Below are 20,146 nucleotides of genomic sequence, written 5' to 3'. Positions count from 1 at the left end.
GCAAGATCGTCAATGTTGCGCTCGGCGAGGTCTCGGCGACCAGCACGGACGCGATCAACGGCTCGCAGTTGAACGCCACCGACCAAGCACTCAGCAATCTGCAGGATGCATTGGAAAACGGCGGCGTGATCGACCCCGGCACCGGCCAGTCGCTGGCGGTGACCTACAGCAACGCCACCAAGAACATCATCTCGCTCGGCAACCTGGGCACGCCGGTGGAAGTGATGAATGTGGCGACCGGTCTGGCGCCCAACGATGCGGTGAACGTGGATCAGCTCAACGGCGCCATCACCACGCTGACCAACAGCCTGAGCGCGAGCCTCCGGTACGTCAAAGTCAACGCCACCGGGGCGGACGCCAATGCCACGGGCGCCAATGCAGTGGCGATCGGATCGGCGGCCAGTGCCACGATAGCCGGTGCCGTGGCGATCGGTACGGGTGCGCGCGCGTCGGGCACCAATAGCGTGGCGATTGGCATCAACTCGGCCGCAACCGGTGCCAATACCGTATCGGTGGGCAGCATTGGCAACGAACGCAAGATCGTCAACGTGGACGATGGTGACATCAGCGATGGCAGCACCGACGCGATCAACGGTGGGCAATTGTTCAATGCGTTGGGGACGTTCCAAGCGGCCGTGGCAGCGATACGATCCGAATTGCGCGCCGAGATGCAGGCCGAAATGCAGTCGTTGCGAGGAGCCATGACAGCGATACAGACCGAGATGCCATTGTTGCACCGTCAGTCGGGTCAGCTTGACGAACATCCGGCCGCGCCGTGACGCACAAAAAAAGAGTCTGGCGAAGGCCACGCTCAAGGAACAAAACATCCATCACCTTGTAATAGCTGATCGAAGCGGGCGGAGCCTCGGCTCCGCCCGCATTTGCCTTACCACTGGAACGACGCGCCCACGCCCACCGTGTTGCCGCTGCTGTGCAGTCAGCCAGGTGGGCATGCGTCGCAACAGTGACGGCAAGCTGGATGGCTTGCGCTCTCCCCTGTGCGAGCAGGGGAGAAGGCGGCATGGTAGACACGTGCCACGGCGACGAAACGCACATTCACGGCTTTACCGAATTTGAAATAGCTACAAGAAACCGAATAGTCACCTCGTCGTCCCGGCGAAAGCCGGGACTCAGTGTCTTTGTTTTTTGCGAGCGTAAAGTGCTAAGCGCCATGCATCACCGACGTGTGATGCACAGCATCCACATAATCAGCTATTGGCATTCTTTTCACACTGGATTATCAGCGCGTGTGCGAAGTTCGCCGCTGCCGTGCATCCCACGGATGCATGCGCAGCGCTGATCGTAGACCGCGTTATCCGTTTCAGCTTGTAAGTCACAGCCCTCGTGTCATCGGGCGGCAACATGCTTAGCGACGCTTTGACCGCCTTGCTACGGCGATAGCAAGTGGCGAAGGACGGTGCGTTTCGCGCGTTTGCTTTACGGAGGGATTCCGTCGACCGATTGCTGCATCGTTTCGCCAGCGCTTAGTTCTTTCGACCGCGATAGGCCGGGTACCGCCCGCTGCGCTGGAGAAGCCTCTCGACATTCCGCGATGTGAACGCACGCGCACGCCTAAGCGGGCCGGTGCTGAGCGCGTGACTGTTTTCAAGAACGCAGCGTGTCGAAGCACCATCGCAATGACGCGTGTCTACATGGCGCACAACCTCACTCCTTCCTGCATTGCTGATAAGGACGCGTCGCCATGAAAAAGCACAACGGTCATTCCCAACATTCAGTGCCATCCAAAGCGCGCAACGTGGTAGCCAGTAGCCGCAAGGCCACGGTGGTCAAGAACGTGGCCCGCGCGCCAACGCGACAACGGGTTGGACATTCGCCGGTGCCGGTCCGGGTGCGGAAGTCTTCCCGCGACGACATCGCTGATATCGCGAATGCAGGTGACGACATGGACCTGCAGTCCATCGGTACGCTGGCGCCCCTGGACGATGCCTTTATCAAAGTGCTGGGCTTCGAGGTTGCTAGCGCGACCGGTTCTAGATCAATGGCAATCGGCAGTGGTGCTCAAGCGACTGGCACGCAGTCAGTGGCGCTGGGTGCGTTCTCCGGTGCCTTGAATGCCAATGGCGTTGCTATAGGTTTCAAGAGCGATGCAAGCGGTGATCGCACAACTGCCATTGGCAGCGGCGCGTCAGCGGCTGCTGACTACTCCGTAGCGCTTGGACGCCAGGCAATCGCATCAGTCGCCAACGCCGTGGCTCTTGGCGTGAATTCTCTGGCAGACCGAGCCGACACCGTTTCTGTGGGTAGTGCAGCGACGGATGGCTCCGGGTTCACGCGCAAGATCGTGAACATGGACGCGGGCGTCATCTCGTCCACCAGCACGGATGCCGTGAACGGCTCGCAGCTTTATGCGCTGCAAAACGGATTGCGCGACAGCGGCGTCTACGATCCGGATACCGGCGTGTCCCTGGCAGTGACCTACAGCAACGCCACCAAGAGCATCATCTCGCTCGGCGACCTGGGCATGCCGGTGGGAGTGATGAATGTGGCGGCCGGCGTGGCCGGAAGCGATGCGGTGAACGTGGATCAGCTCAATGGCGCCATCGACAGCCTGAGCATCGATCTGAGCGCGAGCCTCAAGTACGTCAAAGTCAATTCCACCGGTCCGGACGCCGGTGCAGCGGGCCTCAATGCGGTGGCGATCGGACCGGCCGCTAGTGCCAGGGGCCCCTATGCCGTGGCGATCGGATCGGCCGCCATTGCCTTGTGGTCAACGTCCGTGGCGATTGGTACCGATTCGCGCGCGTCAGGCCCCAATAGCGTGGCGATCGGCGTCAACTCGCTCGCAGACGGCGCCGATACCGTCTCGGTGGGCAACATTGGCCATGAACGCAAGATCGTCAACGTGGACGATGGCGACATCACCGCTGGCAGTACCGACGCGATCAATGGCGGGCAACTGTTCCTTGCACTGGGGGCGTTGCAAGAGACCGTGGCAGCGATGCGGGCCCAGATGCAGTCGTTGCAAGGAGCCATCGCTGCGATGCAGACCGAGATGCCGTTGTCGCAACGTCACCCTGGTCAGCGTGACGAACATCCGGTCGCGCCGTGACGCAAAAAAAAAAGAGCCTGGCGAAGGCCAGGCTCAAGGAACGAAGCATCAATCATCTTGTAAGAACTGATCGAGACGGGCGGAGCCTTGGCTCTGCCCGCACTCGCATTACCACTGGAACGACGCGCCCACACCCACCGTGTTGCCGCTGCTGGACAGGCCCACGCCGCCACGCACCTTCCAGTTTTCGCTGACGCGCGCTTCCGCACCCAGCGCCGCAGCGGTGTAGCCCTTGTAGTTGGCGACACCCGCGCCCACCGACACCGTCTTGCCTACGTCGACACCCGGAATCATGGTCAGCGCCGTGGCAGCGGCAATGCCGGAGTACGCATTGCGTGCAGTGTTGTTGATCTGGTTCTGCATGCCGTTGACCTGGCCTTGCAGGCCATCGATGCGCCGGTCGAGCTGATTGACAGCACCTTCGACGCCGCTCACCTGCTTGCCGCCGATCGTGTAGGTCGGGGTGCTGATCGTGCCGTCGGCGTTGAGCTTGGAACCGCCGCCCAGGGCGTCGGCCGTGCTCTGCGCCGTGGCAGCCAACTGCGAACCGTTGACCGCATCCTTGCTGCCTGCGTTCACCGCGCCGTCGCCGACGTTGACGATGGTGTTGCCCTGCGCATCGTAGTTCCACGGGGTGCTGCCACCGCCACCATTACCGCCACCGTTGTTCTCGATGTTGGTGACGCGATCGCCGATCGTGGTCACGCTCTGGTTCAAGTTGTTGAACTGACCTTGCAGATCGCTCAGCTGGCCGAAGTTGACGGCGTCGTACTGATTTTTGCCGTCCGCTACGTTGGTCAGGACCACCGGAGCCGAAGCGGAACCACCCAGCGTCACCGAACCATAGTTCACCGAGCCATCCGTATTCATGTCGTAACGCACGGCATTGGGATCGGTACCGCCGTCGCCGCCAGACGCCGCCGCCGCTTGCAGGGCCTGCTGGACGGTGGAGTAGCTGGTGCCATTCACCGTGAACGACGCCGGCGTGATGCTGCCATCCGGTGCCACGCCGACGCCGCCGCCCAAGGTGTCGGTCACGCCCTTGAGCTGGCTCACGTTCACCGCATCCGTAAGCTGCGTACCGGCCGCCACGTTGATGATCTGGCGTTCCGCACCGGCCGCGCCGACGGACACCGCATTCACGCGGTTGGCAATGGAGCCGGCACCCAGGGCCACGCTACCGTAGGCACCCGCAGCTACGCTGGCACCGGTACCCAGCGCGATCGCATCGGTGACATTGCGGGCCACGCTTGCGCCGGTACCCATGGCGATGGCGTTGGTCGCGCCGCTATTCGCTCGTGCGCCATTGCCCATGGCGATCGAGCTCTCGCCCAACGCCAAGGTGTTGTTGCTGCCGACGGCCAGGGCGTTATCCGCGTTGGCCTGGGCGTTTGCACCCAGCGCCACGGCTTGCGTACCGTTGGTAGCCACTTTCGAACCGACCGCGACGGAATAATCCTGGCCCGCTCCGGTACTCGCCTGGTTGCCCATGGCGACGGAATTGTCGGAGTTCGCGACGGTCTGCACGCCGATGGCGACCGCATTGCCACCGCTGGCATTGGAGCTCACACCCATGGCCAACGCGGTCGTTGTGTCTGGATCGGCATTGTTCAACGACGCGTAGTTCAGGCCGCGCGTGCCTTCGATGGCAATCGTCGGATCGGATACATCCATGGCGCCGATGCCCGTAGTGCCCATGGCAAACATCTGGCTGGGCGAAGCGGAGCGGGAGGTCATCTTGCTGCTGTCGCTGCTGGTGTCCTCGTCGGTCACTGCGATGGTGTAGTCAGTCGGCGCCGCGCCGCTGGCCATCGCCGAGCCGATCATGATCGCCTCCGCCAGCGCGGCCGCGATCAGGCTGCGTGCGAAACGGCTTTTCTTGTGGCTTTCCGTTGCCTTCGCCGGGGTCGGCGAAATGTTCGTCGAGGTGTTCCGGATAGTGCGATTTACCACGTTCATGAGAGTGCTCCTCACCAGTCGTTTGGGATGAGCAAATGGTAGAAATCGCTTAGGTCTGGGTCAGTCAGCCGTGGATGATTACGGTCGGATGGGGCGTAGGGCTGGTCTTAAAACTGCTGATACCTACGTTTTTATGGGGGTTTGCTGAATAGGGTGGGGGGTGTTCAGTCTGGGTCGCGCGGATATGGGGGATTGCCTGTGGCGCTTTCGGTCGCGGAGCGAACGGGCTTTTTTGCTGGCCCAAAGAGTTGTTGTGCATTGCCTGCGGCGCTTTCGGTCCTGAAGGACCGAGTCACTTTTCTTTGCTGGCCCAAAGAAAAGTAACCCAAAGAAATGGCCTCAAAGGCTCTCAGCATGGGTGAGGTAAAAGCCCTGACGTGTATGGCCAGTCGAGTGGCTTGCTCGCCTCGGGTTCTACGATTCCGCTATACCGCAACGCGGCCAGGCGGTGAGGCCTTCAAAGGCTCGCGGCATGAGTAAGGGAAAAGCCTGGAGGTGCATGGCCAGTCGAGTGAGTTGCTCGCCTTAGGTTTTACGTCCTCGCCATACCGCGAGCGTCGAAACGCTGAGGGCTTAAAGCCCCGCTGGCCAACGCTTCTTGCCGATGACTGAGCTGTGCGAGGTTTGCTTTAAGCCCTCAGCGCTTCGGCGCTCGCGGTATAGCGGGGTAGCCTAAGCTTGGCCCGCCATCGATCAAAGCAAGGCGATAAACGTCCAGGCTTGTAACCCACCTAACGCCATGAGCTCGTCAGGCCATTTCTTTGGGTTACTTTTCTTTGGGCCAGCAAAGAAAAGGGACTCGGGCCCTTTAGGGTCCGAAAGCGCCGCAGGCAATGCCACACCCAGCGGCATAATTCAGTGCTGCGCACCTAGCTGCACCACATTCACCATCCACGCCACCCCAAACTTATCCACCAGCATGCCAAACCCATCGGTCCAGAAGGTCTTCTGAAACGCCATGGTTACTTGGCCACCTTCCGCGAGCGCGTTGAAGTATTTTTCGCCGGACGCTACGTCGTCTGCGGTGACCGAAAGGCTGAAGCCGGAGTGCACCGTTTTCTTGCCTTCGTCGGCTTGCCCATCGGACATCAGCACGTGCGTACGGCCAATCGCCAACGTGGCATGCATGATCTTGTCGGCGACATCTGCCGAAGGCTGATAACCGGCACTGGGAGGCGCATCCTTGAAGCGCATCTTCATCACTTCCTGTGCACCGAGCGCTTGCTGGTAGAAAACGATGGCTTCTTCACAGCGACCGTCGAAGAACAAGTAAGGTTGTATTTCCATATGCGTGACTCCTTGAAGGTTGGGGGGTGTTTCAATCAGCGCAATGCGGCATCCCTGATCGCCTGTGGCAAGGGCACGGATTTTCCGGTTGCCGGATCCATCCACACCATCACCACGTGGCCGTTGCTGTAGAGCTTGCCGTTATCGGCCGCATCGACGATGCGATGCGCAATCGTCATGGAACTGTTGCCCATGCGTGCGCAGAACAGTTGCACGTGAATCGCGCCGGGCCATTCGATCGGCAGGCGATAGTTGAGTTCGCTGGCCGCCATCACCGGCATGGCGTGTTCGCTGGACCACGGCCCCGGAAGATGCTGCAGCCACTGCACGCGCGCTTCTTCCAGGTAGGTGAGGTAGGTGGAATTGTTGACGTGATTGAACGCGTCCAGATCGCGCCAGCGCACGCTGATGGTTGCCGTATAGAGCGGGGCTTGCGCGGCAGAAGCATCGATTGCCGTGGTCATGACGCTACCTTGCGTTTGGGTTTGGCCTTGCCGTTGCCGTTCTCGGTTTTGATGCGCGACACCTTCGCCGGTTTCAGGTGCGAGGCCAGGAAACGGCCGGTGTGCGAACTGGCCGTGTCGGCGACCGTTTCCGGTGTGCCGGTTACCAGAATGCGTCCGCCACCGGCGCCGCCTTCCGGCCCGAGATCCACGATCCAGTCCGCCGTCTTGATGACATCGAGGTTGTGCTCGATCACCACCACCGTGTTGCCTTGGTCGACGAGTTGATGCAGCACATCCAGCAATTGCTCGATGTCGTGGAAATGCAAACCCGTGGTGGGCTCATCGAGAATGTAGAGCGTGCGGCCTGTATCGCGCTTGGACAATTCCTTGGACAGTTTCACGCGCTGCGCTTCGCCGCCGGAGAGTGTGGTCGCGCTCTGGCCGAGCTTGATGTAATCCAGGCCCACGGCGCGTAGCGTGTCGAGCTTGCGTGCGATCACCGGTACGTTCTCGAACAGCTTGGCGGCATCTTCCACCGTCATGTCGAGCACGTCGGCGATGGTGTGGCCTTTGTAGAGAATCTCCAGCGTTTCGCGGTTGTAGCGCTTGCCATGACACACATCGCACGGCACGTACACGTCCGGCAGGAAGTGCATCTCCACCTTGATCATGCCGTCGCCTTCGCAGGCCTCGCAGCGGCCGCCGCGCACGTTGAAGCTGAAACGGCCCGGCGTATAACCGCGCGAGCGCGCTTCGGGTACCTGCGCGAACAGTTCGCGTAGCGGCGTGAACAGGCCGGTGTACGTGGCCGGGTTCGAGCGCGGCGTGCGGCCGATCGGGGATTGATCGATATCCACCACCTTGTCGAACAGCTCAAGGTTTTCGATCGCCTTGTACGTTGCGGGCTGCACGCTTGAGCCGTTCAACTCCGCTGCAGCGAGCGCGAACAGCGTGTCATTGATCAAGGTGGATTTGCCTGAGCCCGATACACCGGTGACACAGGTGAACAAGCCGGCGGGAATCGACAGATCCACGTTTTTGAGGTTGTTGCCGCTGGCGCCGCGCAGATGCAGCCAGGAATCCTTGTCGAGCTGTTCGCGACGTTCTTGCGGCACTTTGATCGCGCGCTTGCCGGAAAGATACTGGCCAGTGACCGAGCGCGGCGATGCAAGCACATCCTTGAGCGAACCCTGTGCGACGATTTCCCCGCCGTGGATGCCGGCACCGGGGCCGATATCGAGCACGTGATCGGCCGCGCGAATCGCATCTTCGTCGTGTTCGACCACGATGACCGTGTTACCCAGATCGCGCAGGCGCGTGAGCGTACCGAGCAGGCGTTCGTTGTCACGCTGGTGCAGGCCGATCGATGGCTCGTCCAGCACGTACATCACACCGACCAGGCCGGCGCCGATCTGCGACGCGAGGCGAATACGTTGCGCTTCACCGCCGGACAGGCTGTCGGCCTGGCGATCGAGCGTGAGATAGTTGAGGCCCACGTCGTTGAGGAAGCTCAGGCGTTCGCGGATCTCTTTCACGATCTTCACCGCGATCTCGCCACGCCAGCCGCTGAGCGTGAGCGTTTCGAAGAACGCCAGCGCATCGTCGATGGAGCGTGCGGTGAGCGTGGGTAGCGAGTGATCGGCGACGAATACGTTGCGTGCGGAACGATTCAGGCGTTGCCCCTCGCATTCGCGGCAGGGTTGATCGCTGATGTATTTCGCCAGCTCCTCGCGCACGGCGGGTGATTCGGTTTCTTTGTAGCGCCGCTCCAGATTCGGAAGGATGCCTTCGAACGCGTGCTCGCGCGTGACCTTTCCGCCGCGTTCGGTGAGATAACGGAAGCCGATTTTCTCCTTGCCGCTGCCGTACAGAACCGCCTGCTGCACGGTCTTGGGCAGCTTCTGCCACTGCGTTTCAACATCGAAACCGTAGTGCTTGGACAGCGACAGGATGAGCTGGAAGTAGTGTGCATTGCGCCGATCCCAGCCACGGATCGCACCGCCAGCGAGCGAGAGTTCGGGATGGTGCACCACGCGTTCGGCCGAGAACACTTGCGTAACGCCCAGGCCGTCGCAGGCAGGGCAGGCGCCGACGGGCGAGTTGAACGAGAACAGGCGCGGTTCCAGTTCCGGCAGCGAGTAATCGCACACTGGGCAGGAATAGCGCGAGGAGAACAACTGCTCGCTCGCCTTCGTATCGTCCATGTCCACCACGATGGCCAGGCCGTCACCCAGCCGCAGCGCGGTTTCGAACGATTCGGCCAGGCGCTGCTTGATGTCGTCGCGCGGACGGAAGCGGTCGATCACCACTTCGATGGTGTGTTTCTGGCGCAAGGTGAGCGGTGGCACGGCGTCGAGGTCATACACCGCACCATCCACGCGCGCACGCACGAAGCCCTGTGCGCGCAATTGCTCGAACACCTGCACGTGCTCGCCCTTGCGCTCGCGGATCACCGGCGCCAGCAGCATGAAGCGCTTTTCAGGGTTCAGCGCCAGCGTGCTGTCCACCATCTGGCTCACGGTTTGCGCTTCCAGCGCAATGCCGTGGTCGGGACAACGCGGTGTGCCGACGCGTGCGTAGAGCAGGCGTAGGTAGTCGTAGACCTCGGTGATGGTGCCCACGGTCGAGCGCGGGTTGTGCGAGGTGGATTTCTGTTCGATCGAAATCGCCGGCGACAGGCCTTCGATGTGATCGACATCCGGCTTTTCCATCATCGACAGGAATTGCCGCGCATAGGCCGACAGCGATTCCACGTAACGCCGCTGACCCTCGGCGTAGATGGTGTCGAAGGCCAGCGAGGATTTGCCCGAACCGGACAGGCCGGTGATCACGATCAGCCGATCGCGGGGCAGGTCCAGGTCGATGTTCTTGAGGTTGTGCGTGCGCGCGCCGCGGATGCGTATGGTGTCCATCACGCTGAACTATTTGGGGGACCGCGCACTATAACAAGGGTCCGGTTACGGACAGCGGCTGTGCACCAAAGCTTGCTGACAGCGTTCTGTCAGCAGATAGACGGCGCGCAGGCCCGGCGCATCCCTAGGCAGCAGCCAGGCAGGCGACTATCCTCGCCCGCTTGGATTTTTCAATTCTGGTCGTGGAGAGTGGCGTATGGCTGGCAAATGGGTGATGGGCCTGGGGTTGTGCGTCATGCTGGCAGGCGGTAACGCCTTCGCCGCGCAGCCGACCGAGGCGCAGGTGCGGGAACTGATGCAGGTGATGGACGTGCCGGGCCAGTTCACCGTCATGAACAACCAGATGGCCGCGATGATGAGCCAGCAACTGCCTTGCGTGCCGGCCAACTACTGGCAGACCTACATCGACAAGGACGGGGTCAACCAGCTGCTCACCGCCATGATTCCGGCCTATCAGCACCACTTCAGCGCGGAGGAGGTGGACGGCCTGATCAAGTTCTACAAGTCTGCGCTGGGCCAGAAGCTGGTTACCCAGATGCCCGCCACCATGGCCGAGGCCGCCCAGAGCGGCCAAGAATGGGGGCGCCAGCGCACCTCGGACATGTTCGCGGCGCTGCAGAAGGAGGGAAAACTGGACAGCCAGGGCCGCTGCCCGGGCACCGGCGGGGGCCAGGGTCAATAACCGGGGCCTGGTCAGTGATTGACCAGGGGTGGGGCTGTCGCTAAAATCGCCAGTTCGCTGCGCCTGCAAGGGTCGTAAGCGAACCCCAAGAGAATAACGACAGAAGGGCCATTCCCATGAGTTATGCAGTCATCAAGACCGGCGGCAAGCAGTACCGCGTCCAGCAGGGTGATGTCCTGCGCGTGGAGCTCTTGAACGCCGAAGAGGGCGCCAGCGTGAAGTTTGACCAGGTGCTGCTGGTCGGTTCCGGTGAGTCCGTCACCGTTGGTGCCCCGGTCGTCACCGGCGCCACGGTCAGCGCTACCGTCCGCAAGCACGGTCGCGCCGATAAGGTCCGCATCATCAAGTTCCGCCGCCGCAAGCATCACAAGAAGCAGCAGGGACATCGTCAGCATTTCACCGAAGTCGAGATCACGGGCATCAACGCCTGATATAGCCGGAGTAAACAGTCATGGCACATAAAAAAGGCGTAGGTTCATCCCGCAACGGTCGCGATTCGAACCCGAAATACCTCGGCGTAAAGATCTACGGTGGCCAGGCCATCGAAGCCGGCAACATCATCGTGCGTCAGCGCGGCACCCAGTTCCATCCCGGTACCGGCGTGGGCCTGGGCCGTGACCACACGCTCTATGCGCTGGTCGACGGCACGGTCGAGTTCAAAGTCCGCGGCGAGAAAAACCGCAGGTACGTCAACGTCGTCAAGGGCTGATTTGGCCTTGACGCGACAACGAAGGCCCCGCCTTGGCGGGGCTTTTGTTTTATGGGCGGTGTCGTCAATCATCGAAGCCGATGTCCGCCGTGCCCTCGGGGCCGTCATTCCCGCGAAAGCGGGAATCCAATTTTGCCATTCGTCGAAGAGCAAGATGGATTCCCGCTTTCGCGGGAATGACGGCCTGGAGGGTACGATCTCCGATTAACGATTTCCGACTGCTGGCGCCCCATTCCATGAAATTCGTCGACGAAGCGATCATCAAAGTGCATGCGGGAGACGGCGGCAACGGCTGCATCAGCTTCCGCCGCGAGAAATTCATTCCCTTCGGTGGTCCTGACGGCGGCGACGGCGGTTCCGGCGGCTCGGTGTGGCTGATTGCCGACGAGGGACTGAACACGCTCATCGACTTCCGCCACCAGCGCAGCTTCAAGGCACAGCGCGGCCAGAACGGCATGGGCAGCGACATGTATGGCAAGGGCGGCGAGGACAACACCATCCGCGTGCCGGTCGGTACCGTCGTCACCAACGTCGACACGGATGAAACCATTGGCGACCTCACCGCGCACGGCCAGCGCCTGCTGGTGGCGCAGGGCGGCAAGGGTGGACTGGGCAACATCCACTTCAAGAGCTCGGTGAACCGCGCCCCCCGCAAGGCCACACCGGGTACGCCGGGCGAAGTGCGCGAGCTGAAGCTGGAATTGAAACTGCTGGCGGACGTGGGATTGTTGGGCTTTCCCAATGCCGGCAAGTCCACCTTCATCCGCGCTGTTTCGGCTGCGACGCCACGCGTGGCGGATTACCCCTTCACCACGCTGCATCCGAACCTCGGTGTGGTGAGCCTTGGTCCCGAGCAAAGTTTCGTGATTGCCGACATTCCCGGCCTGATCGAAGGCGCGGCGGAAGGCGCGGGCCTGGGCATCCAATTCCTGCGCCACGTGTCCCGCACACGCCTGTTGTTGCACATCGTGGACATCGCGCCGATCGATGGCTCTGACGCGGCCGAGCAAGTGCACGCCATCGAGCACGAGCTGGAGAAGTTCGATCCGGAACTGCTGCAGCGTCCGCGCTGGCTGGTGCTGAACAAAGCCGATGTGCTGCCGCAAGACGAACGCCAGGCCGTGGCCGAAGAGGTCGTCAAGCGCTTGGGTTGGACGCAGCCGTGGTTCCTCGTTTCGGCCATTGCGCGCGAAAACACCTTGCCCGTGTGCCAGCAGATCCAGCGCTTCTTCGAAGCCCAGCGCGAAGCGCGCCAGGGCCGCATCGATATGCTGCCTGGAGATGTTCGGCTGCGCGGCGAGTGACCTTCGCTCCCTCTCCCATTCGGGAGAGGGTTGGGGTAAGGGGAGCAACCTCGCGTATAAATGCAGCTTCTTGGAAAGATCAATAAGCAAACAGGGCGATGATGAAATTCAAGGCGAGCGTGTCCCCGCACCGCAGCCCTCTCCCCGGAGGGGAGAGGGGGCCGGAAACATGAAGCTTCAAGAGAGGATCGCCACCTACCGCCGTCTTCGCGAAGAAGCACTCTGGCGCCTGCTTGCGGCCGACCACGCGCCGGAAATCATCGGCCTGCTGCAAACCCTCTTGATGAATGGCGAGCGCAAGCTCAGCGCCTCCGTGCTGTTCGAGCGCTTGCAACATCACCTCGATGCCATCAATGCCTCCGATCTTCCGCGCGAATTGCCACGCACCGCGCAGGCGTATGTTGCCGATTGGCTGGCCAAGGGCTACCTGGAGCGGCGCTTGCCGGAGGGCGCCAGCGAAGAGGAGTACGAACTTGCCGCGCAGACCGCGCAGGCGATTCGCTTCGTCAGTACGCTCGACACGCCACGCAGCGCCGCTACCGAAAGCCGTCTGTCGCTGGTGATCCAGCAACTGGTGCGCCTGGCCGAACAGACTGAAACTGATCCGACCACGCGTCTGGAAGCCCTCTATGCCGAACGCGATCGGCTGGACGTGGAGATATCGCGCGTCAGCAGCGGCAAAGTGGCTGCGCTGGATGGCAAGCGCGCGCTCGAACGCGCCCGCGAGGTGATCCAGCTGGCCGACGAGCTGGCCGAAGATTTCCGCCGCGTGCGCGACGATTTCGAAAAGCTCAACCGCGAATTTCGCGAACGCATCATCGACGACGAAGGCCAGCGCGGCGACGTGCTCGATCGCCTGTTCGAGGGTGTCGACGTGATCGCCGAAAGCGAAGCCGGTCGCAGCTTCCATGCGTTCTGGAGCCTGCTCAACGATATGGAGCAGAGCGCACAACTCGATGCCGCGCTGGAAAACGTACTGTCGCGCAACTTCGCCAAGAAACTGCAACGTCACGAGCGGCAGTTCCTGCGCGGGTTCACCGGGGTGATGCTGGAACGCGGCAGCCATGTGCACGACGTATTGCAGCAGTTTGCACGCAGCCTGCGTGGCTTTGTGCAGAGCCGGGGCTATCTGGAACAGCGCCGCCTGAATCAACTGCTGAAACAGGCGCAAGGCGAAGCGCTGCAACTGCGCGACTCAGTCAATGCACGCCAGCGTACGCCCTACACGTTGCAACTCACTACCAGTCGCTTGCGCTCGTTATCGCAGTGGCGCCTGCACGATCCACGCACCAGCCGGGTGGATGGCCGCATCGTGCGCAGCGATGGTGCAGCCATCACGCTCGATAGCGTGAGCGAACTGGTCTCGCAGTCGGAAATCGATTTCCGCAGCCTGCGACGCGACCTGCACGCGCTATTGGCCGAGCACGATCAGCTTTCCATCGGCGATGTGCTTGCGCACAAACCGCCTGAACAGGGCTTGGGCAGCCTGGTGGGGTACCTTTCACTGGCGACGCGTCATGGCGTCATCGGCAACGAACAGGAGGCCGTGCGCTGGAAAGGCGGCGACGGTCAGTGGCGCCAGGCGCGCATTCCGTTAGTGTGGTTTCTGAAAGAGAAACGCCATGAATTTGCTTGAAAACGAAGCGCTCCCTGTTGAGGTCGAGCAAAAGCGGGTGCGCAACGGCGCACTGTTCGAGAGCGACACCGGCGCATTGCCGCTCGATGCACGCCGCGCGTTGTGCCAGTTGCTGATCGGCCCCAGCATCGATGGGCGGCACAATCCGTTGTGGTCCGCTGTGTTGCGCTTTGAAGCGCAACTGCGTGCGCATCTCAACGACCTGTTTCTGGAGCTGGTACTCGACCGCGAAGCGGGCGTTGCCTTCACGCGGCAGGCCGATACGGGCGAACTGGATACACCTGTACTGCTGCGTTCGTCACCCCTCACGTTCATCGACTCGGTGCTGCTCTTGTATCTGCGTCAGCAGCTGGCCGAGGCCGACGCGCAGGGTCATCGTGCCGTGGTCGAGGAAAGTGTTCTGGTGGATGCGCTTTCCGTCTACGAAAAGAATGTTTCCACCGACCGCGCCGGTTTCAACAAGCGCATCGCCGCCTCTATCGCCAAGATGAAGGAAAACCACGTGTTGGAAAAGCTGCGTGGCAGCGAGGATCGCTACGAGGTATCGCCGGCGTTGAAGCTTCTATTCTCTGCCGAAGACGTACAAAATCTGGCGAACGTTTACCGTCAGTTGCGCGAAGCGGACGACGCCACGCAGGACGTTGCCGATGAACGTTAAGGCCAAGACCAAGGCGACACGCAAGCAGCCCAAGCGCGAGGCCGCGCCGAGCCTGTTCCTCTCCGATCTGCCCAATCCGCGCGACGAACAATTCCGCATGCGGCGCCTGCAGGTGCTCAATTGGGGCACCTTCAGCGGCCTCGTCGACGTGCCGATCGCCGAGCGTGGATTCTTGTTCGTGGGCCGGTCGGGCTCGGGCAAATCTACCTTGCTGGACGCGATGTCGGCGCTGCTGGTGCCCCCCAATCTGGTGGATTTCAACGCCGCTGCGCGCGAAGCCGAACGCAGTGGTCGCGATCGCAGCCTGATTTCCTATGTGCGCGGTGCGTGGGCCGATCAACATGATGGTGAATCCGGAGAAATCGCCACCCAGTATTTGCGCAAAGGCAGCACATGGTCCGCGCTGGTGTTGGAATATCGCAACGCGATGGGTGAAACCGTCAGCCTGATCCGCTTGTTCTGGGTGGCCGGCAACAGCTCCGCCACGGCAGACGTCAAGAAGCACTACATGGTCTGCGAGCGCGCGTTCGATGTGGCCGCCGAACTGCAGGGGTTCGATCTGGACCTGCGCCGGCTCAAGGCTCGCCTGGGCGAGGACGTGCATCACTTCGACACCTTCGCCGCCTACGCCGAGCGTTTTCGTCGGTTGCTCGGCATCCAGAACGAGATGGCGCTAAAGCTGCTGCACAAGACGCAGTCAGCCAAGAACCTGGGAGATCTGAACACGTTCCTGCGCAGCTTCATGTTGGACGAGCCGGAAACCTTCGGCGCTGCCAATCGCCTGGTAACCGATTTCGGCGAATTGGACGCCGCGCATAAAGCCGTCGTGATTGCGCGCGAACAAGTCGACACGCTGGCGCCGGCGCGTTCAGGGCATGAAAGTCTGCAGACGTTGCGACGGCAGACCAGTACGCTACGCGAACTGCATCTATGCGTGGACACCTGGCGCGAGCAGCGCCGCCTGGTGCTGGTGGATGAGCGCTTGGCGGAAATGAAAGTGCGCGACGTGGCGCTCGAAGGCGAGATCGCTCAGCGTCGCCAGACAGTGGAGAATCACGACCGCCGCGTGGCCGATCTGGAACAGCAGCGTCGCGAACAAGGCGGGGACCTGATCGATCAACTCGAGCGTGAGCACGAGAAGCTGTCGCGCGAGCGCGACGAGCGCATGAAGCGTCGCGACAAAGCCGAACGCGCGTGCGCCGCATTGAGCTGGAACGTTCCATCCACCGCGCAGGGCTTCGCCGAGATCGTCGGCCGCTCGCGTGAACTGCTCGACAGCGCGCGCGAACGCGCGGCCGGCTTTGAAGATCGCATGGACGCGCTCAAACGCGAACGCGATCACGTCACTCAGCGCTTCGCGGGTGTGCGCGCCGAAATCGAGGCGCTGAAGCGCAATCCGTCGAATATTCCCGGTCCGATCCAGGCCATGCGCGCGCGCCTATGCGAAGCGCTAGGGTGCTCTGAAAATACCTTGCCCTTCGTGGGCGAGCTGCTGCAGGTGAAGCCGGAACACGCTGCATGGCGAGGAGCGATCGAGCGCGTGCTGCATGGTTTTGCGCTTTCGTTGCTGGTGGACGAGCGTCACTACGCAGAGGTATCGAGCTGGATCAACAAGACTCACCTGGGTGGAAAACTGGTGTATTACCGCGTGGGGCGCATCGATGCGCTCGACAATCGCGCGCCGGGATCGCGCTCGCTGGTGCAGCGTCTGGATATTCATGACCATGCGCATCGCGAATGGGTTGCGCGGGAACTGGCGCGGCGCTTCGACTACGCCTGCGTGGATTCAGCCGCCGCCTTGCGCAATGCCGACCGCGCTATCACCCGCGAGGGGCTGGTCAAGCATGGCGGCGATCGTCATGAAAAGGACGATCGCCGCGCGGTGGATGATCGCCGCAACTGGGTGCTTGGCTTCGATAATCGCGACAAGCTTTCTCTGTTCGAGCGTGAAGGACACGAGCTTGCACAGGCGATTGCGCACCACGCCACCGAGCTGGATAAGGTGAAGGCAGCGCGTGATGCCGATGGCGATCATCGGCTCGCCGCCTCGCAACTGGTCAACCTGGAGTGGGAGGAGATCGACGTGGCGCCCAAGCTGCGCCGCCTGGGCGACATCGACGACCAGTTGCAGCAATTGCGCGCGGGCGATACCTCGCTGCAGGGCATCATGCGGCAGCTCGACAGCGAACGCATCGCGCGTAGCCGCGCGGCTAAAACGCTGGAAGATGCCTCGGCCGAGCGCTTGTCGCTGGAGCGCGAACGCAATGGGTTTGTGCGACAGCGCGAATCCTGCCTGCCGCTCGCCCATGCCTTGACACTTTCTACTACGCAGATGGCGGCGCTCGCTGCGCGCTTGCCGCAGCATCCCGCATTGGTACTGGACAACCTCGACCGCCAGATCAACCACGTGAAGGATGGTTTGAATCTGGCGCTTGCCGAGCACGCGCAACAGGACAACGCGCTCGTGCAAACCATCGAGGAATGCCTGCGCACGTTCTGCCGCAAATGGCCGCAGGACAGCACCGATTTCACGCCTGGCATGGAATCGGTGGACGGCTTCACCGCACGCCTGCGTCGCCTTGAATTGGATGGTCTGCCCAAGCACGAAGCGCGCTTTTTCGATCTTCTGCAAAGCCAGAGCAAGCAGAACCTGCTGGTGCTGCAGAAACACATGATCGAAGCGCGCAAATCGATCGGCCAGCGCATGGAAGAGGTGAACGAAAGTCTGGAACAGGTGCCGTTCAACCGCGGCACGATCCTGCAGATCGAACTTACCGACCGCAATTTGCCCGAGGTGCGTGACTTCCAGTTGCAACTGCGCGAAGTGCTGTCACAGCATCAAACCGAAGACCGCGAGCGCGCGGAGGCGCAGTTCGCCGTGCTGCGCCAGCTCGTGACGAAATTGGCGGCGGACGATCCCGAGCACAAGCGTTGGCGCGAGCAGGTGCTGGACGTGCGCCAGCATGTGGAGTTCGTGGGCGTGGAAAAAGACGCCGGTTCCCTCGCCACCGTGGAGGTGTATCGCAGCGGCGCGGGCAAATCCGGTGGCCAGCGCCAGAAACTGGCCACGACCTGTCTTGCCGCTGCATTGCGCTATCAGCTCGGCGGCGATGACGGTCATCTGCCGCGCTATGCGCCGGTGGTGCTGGATGAAGCCTTCGACAAAGCCGACAACGAATTCACCGCGCTCGCCATGAACATTTTTGAGAATTTTGGTTTTCAGATGGTGGTGGCCACCCCACTCAAATCGGTGATGACGCTGGAGCCCTTCATTGGCGGCGCGTGCTTCGTCGACATCTCCGGCCGCCACGACTCAGGCGTCTTGCTGATCGAGTACGACGAAGACAATAAGCGCCTGGCGTTGCCGGAGAAGGCGCGTCAGGCCGAGGCGCAGGCCTGAGGAGTATGACCTGCGAGCCATGCGGGCGCGCCGTTTATCATCCATGATGCAGTGTCCGCCCACCGGAGATTTCCATGACCGATCGCCGTAATTTCCTCAAGACCACGTTGTTGGCCAGTTCCGCGCTGGCCTTGCCGCGTCTATCCCGCGCCGCCGCGACGTTGGCCGGCTCCGTTCCAGGCAATGTCGGCGCGCGTGTCGTTTCCACCTGGGATTTCGGCGTACCGGCGAACATCGCAGCGTGGGGCGTGCTCGGCAAGGGTGGCAAGCCGCTGGATGCGGTGGAGACGGGCGTGATGGTGCCCGAATCGGATCTGCACAATCACAGCGTGGGCCGTGCGGGTTATCCGGATCGGGACGGCCACGTAACGCTGGATGCCAGCATCATGGACGGCGACGGGAGCTGTGGCGCCGTCGCTGCGCTGGAACATATCGGCCATCCCATCCAGGTGGCACGCAAGGTGATGGAGAACACGCCGCACGTGTTGCTGGTAGCCGATGGTGCGCTGGAGTTCGCTTTGCAGCAGGGCTTCAAGAAAGAACATCTGCTCACGCCCGAGTCGGAGAAGGCGTGGCACGAATGGCTCAAGCAGGCCAAGTACACGCCGGTCGCCAACAGCGAAAACATCGACTACCACCGCAGCTTGCAAAACAGTCTTGGTATGCCCGGTGGCAAGAACAATCACGACACCATCGGCATGCTCGCGGTGGATGCGAACGGCCGCATGGCCGGCGCCTGCACCACCAGCGGCATGGCGTGGAAGCTGCACGGCCGCGTGGGCGACAGCCCGATCATTGGCGCAGGTTTGTATGTCGACAATGAAGTGGGCGGTGCGACGTCCACCGGTGTGGGCGAGGAAGTGATTCGCAACGCGGGCAGCTTTCTGGTGGTGGAACTGATGCGCCAAGGCCGCACGCCGCAAGAGGCTTGCGAAGAAGCCGTACGCCGCATCGTGAAGAAGCGCCCGCAGGCCACCAAAGACATGCAGGTGGGTTTTCTCGCCTTGCGCCGGGATGGCGAATGCGGTGCCTACGCCATCCAAAAAGGTTTTACCTACGCCGTGTGCGATGTGCACCAGCAGGATCGTTTGCTCGCTTCGCCCAGCCTTTATCAGACGACGTATACCTGATGACCTCACGTCCCTTGCTCGAAATCGCCGCCGGCTCGCTGGCTTCCGCCCTGGCCGCGCAGGAAGGTGGCGCCGATCGCGTCGAACTGTGCAGCAGCCTGGCCGAGGGTGGCATCACGCCATCGCGCGGCATGCTGGCGGTGGTGCGCGAACGCGTGCGCATACCGGTGTATGTGCTGGTGCGCCCACGCGGCGGCGATTTTCTTTATGAGGAGGCTGATTTCGACATCATGCGGCGTGATATCGAGGCGTGCGTTGCGTTGGGGTATGACGGTGTCGTGATCGGCGCGCTGGACGCGGATGGCAACGTCGACCCGCGCTGCGGCGAATTGGTGAAGGCGGCCGGTAAGCTGGGTGTGACCTTTCATCGCGCCATCGATGCAAGTTCGGATATGGGTCAGGCGCTGGAAAAGGTCCTCGCGCTGGGTTGCGAGCGGGTGCTCACATCGGGTGGGTGCGCGAGTGCACTGGCTGGCGCGCATGTGATCGCCGGTTTGGTGAAGCAGGCCGGTGATCGAATCAAGGTCATGGCCGGTGCCGGCATTCGATCAGGCAATCTTGTCGAGGTTATGCGGCTTACCCGCGCGCATGAATGCCATGGGTCGGCGCGCACGGTGATTAAGTCTTCGATGCGGTATCTGAATCCGGCCTTGAACGATCTGGCGCCGGACATCGAGCAGAGCAGTGTGGAAGAGGTGCGCGCGATGAAGGCTGCACTGATTTCCCTTTGCGCTCACTGAACCTGATCGTCGCCCCGGCTTTCGCCGGGGCGACGGCTTCCTGTTACAGACAGGCGAGGTTGGAGAAAACCGGCGCTTCCTCTCGGGAAGGGGACACTCAGACATAAAAAGCCGGCGTTTGCGCCGGCCTCCTCTTCCTCTCGGGAAGAGGACATTCAGACATAAAAAAGCCGGCATTTGCGCCGGCCTCCTCTTCCTCTCGGGAAGAGGACA

The 20,146-nt window shown here is 61.9% G+C and carries 13 protein-coding genes and 4 pseudogenes; 11 read left to right on the top strand and 6 right to left on the bottom strand.

What is annotated here, in order from left to right; all coding sequences use genetic code 11:
- Positions 1 to 779: pseudogene (locus DWU98_RS21215) on the top strand (hypothetical protein); the annotation flags it as partial.
- A 923-nt stretch (positions 780 to 1,702) separates the two neighbouring features.
- On the top strand, positions 1,703 to 3,070 hold the full coding sequence (locus tag DWU98_RS21210) for a hypothetical protein (RefSeq protein ID WP_115497587.1): 1,368 nt from the start codon (positions 1,703 to 1,705) through the stop codon (positions 3,068 to 3,070).
- 108 nt (positions 3,071 to 3,178) lie between these two features.
- Here DWU98_RS21210 and DWU98_RS22625 read toward each other — a convergent pair.
- From DWU98_RS22625 to uvrA, 6 genes and pseudogenes are all read right to left on the bottom strand, one after another.
- Positions 3,179 to 3,859: pseudogene (locus tag DWU98_RS22625) on the bottom strand (YadA-like family protein); the annotation flags it as partial.
- Between the two features lie 245 nt (positions 3,860 to 4,104).
- A pseudogene (locus DWU98_RS22620) lies at positions 4,105 to 4,249 on the bottom strand (trimeric autotransporter actin-nucleating factor BimA); the annotation flags it as partial.
- Positions 4,250 to 4,333: 84 nt separating this feature from the next.
- A pseudogene (locus DWU98_RS22615) lies at positions 4,334 to 4,744 on the bottom strand (hypothetical protein); the annotation flags it as partial.
- 1,140 nt (positions 4,745 to 5,884) lie between these two features.
- Positions 5,885 to 6,316 carry a VOC family metalloprotein YjdN gene (gene yjdN / locus DWU98_RS21200; RefSeq protein WP_115497585.1) on the bottom strand — a complete coding sequence of 144 codons (432 nt, stop codon included), beginning with the start codon at positions 6,314 to 6,316 and terminating at the stop codon, positions 5,885 to 5,887.
- Between the two features lie 35 nt (positions 6,317 to 6,351).
- A complete protein-coding gene (locus tag DWU98_RS21195) occupies positions 6,352 to 6,780 on the bottom strand; it encodes an acyl-CoA thioesterase (protein ID WP_115497584.1) in 429 nt (142 codons plus the stop codon).
- Complete coding sequence (gene uvrA / locus DWU98_RS21190) at positions 6,777 to 9,674, bottom strand: excinuclease ABC subunit UvrA (protein WP_115497583.1); 2,898 nt, start codon at positions 9,672 to 9,674, stop codon at positions 6,777 to 6,779. Before uvrA ends, DWU98_RS21195 begins: the two co-directional genes overlap by 4 nt.
- A gap of 196 nt (positions 9,675 to 9,870) precedes the next feature.
- Between uvrA and DWU98_RS21185 the strand changes: the two genes are divergently transcribed.
- The 9 genes from DWU98_RS21185 (at position 9,871) to DWU98_RS21145 (ending at position 19,933) form a co-directional block, all read left to right on the top strand.
- Complete coding sequence (locus DWU98_RS21185; RefSeq protein ID WP_115497582.1) at positions 9,871 to 10,356, top strand: DUF2059 domain-containing protein; 486 nt, start codon at positions 9,871 to 9,873, stop codon at positions 10,354 to 10,356.
- A 116-nt stretch (positions 10,357 to 10,472) separates the two neighbouring features.
- Positions 10,473 to 10,787: a 50S ribosomal protein L21 gene (gene rplU / locus DWU98_RS21180; RefSeq protein WP_115497581.1), complete on the top strand. Its 315-nt coding sequence runs from the start codon at positions 10,473 to 10,475 to the stop codon at positions 10,785 to 10,787.
- A gap of 20 nt (positions 10,788 to 10,807) precedes the next feature.
- On the top strand, positions 10,808 to 11,065 hold the full coding sequence (gene rpmA / locus DWU98_RS21175; protein WP_115497580.1) for a 50S ribosomal protein L27: 258 nt from the start codon (positions 10,808 to 10,810) through the stop codon (positions 11,063 to 11,065).
- Positions 11,066 to 11,301: 236 nt separating this feature from the next.
- Positions 11,302 to 12,369 (top strand): Obg family GTPase CgtA, encoded by a 1,068-nt coding sequence (cgtA, locus tag DWU98_RS21170; protein ID WP_115497579.1) that lies wholly within the window; start codon positions 11,302 to 11,304, stop codon positions 12,367 to 12,369.
- 169 nt (positions 12,370 to 12,538) lie between these two features.
- Positions 12,539 to 14,005 (top strand): DUF3375 domain-containing protein, encoded by a 1,467-nt coding sequence (locus tag DWU98_RS21165; protein ID WP_115497578.1) that lies wholly within the window; start codon positions 12,539 to 12,541, stop codon positions 14,003 to 14,005.
- Complete coding sequence (locus DWU98_RS21160; RefSeq protein ID WP_115497577.1) at positions 13,992 to 14,663, top strand: DUF4194 domain-containing protein; 672 nt, start codon at positions 13,992 to 13,994, stop codon at positions 14,661 to 14,663. Before DWU98_RS21165 ends, DWU98_RS21160 begins: the two co-directional genes overlap by 14 nt.
- A complete protein-coding gene (locus DWU98_RS21155; protein ID WP_115497576.1) occupies positions 14,653 to 18,063 on the top strand; it encodes an ATP-binding protein in 3,411 nt (1,136 codons plus the stop codon). The genes DWU98_RS21160 and DWU98_RS21155 overlap by 11 nt, the downstream gene beginning before the upstream one ends.
- 74 nt (positions 18,064 to 18,137) lie before the next feature.
- Entirely contained in the window at positions 18,138 to 19,193 is a 1,056-nt protein-coding gene (locus DWU98_RS21150) for a glycosylasparaginase (RefSeq protein ID WP_115497575.1), read from the top strand.
- A complete protein-coding gene (locus DWU98_RS21145; protein ID WP_115497574.1) occupies positions 19,193 to 19,933 on the top strand; it encodes a copper homeostasis protein CutC in 741 nt (246 codons plus the stop codon). Before DWU98_RS21150 ends, DWU98_RS21145 begins: the two co-directional genes overlap by 1 nt.
- Positions 19,934 to 20,146: the final 213 nt, after the last annotated feature.

This window comes from Dyella monticola (assembly GCF_003363155.1).
Classification (GTDB): domain Bacteria; phylum Pseudomonadota; class Gammaproteobacteria; order Xanthomonadales; family Rhodanobacteraceae; genus Dyella_B; species Dyella_B monticola.
This window is presented reverse-complemented; position numbering and strand designations above follow the sequence as displayed.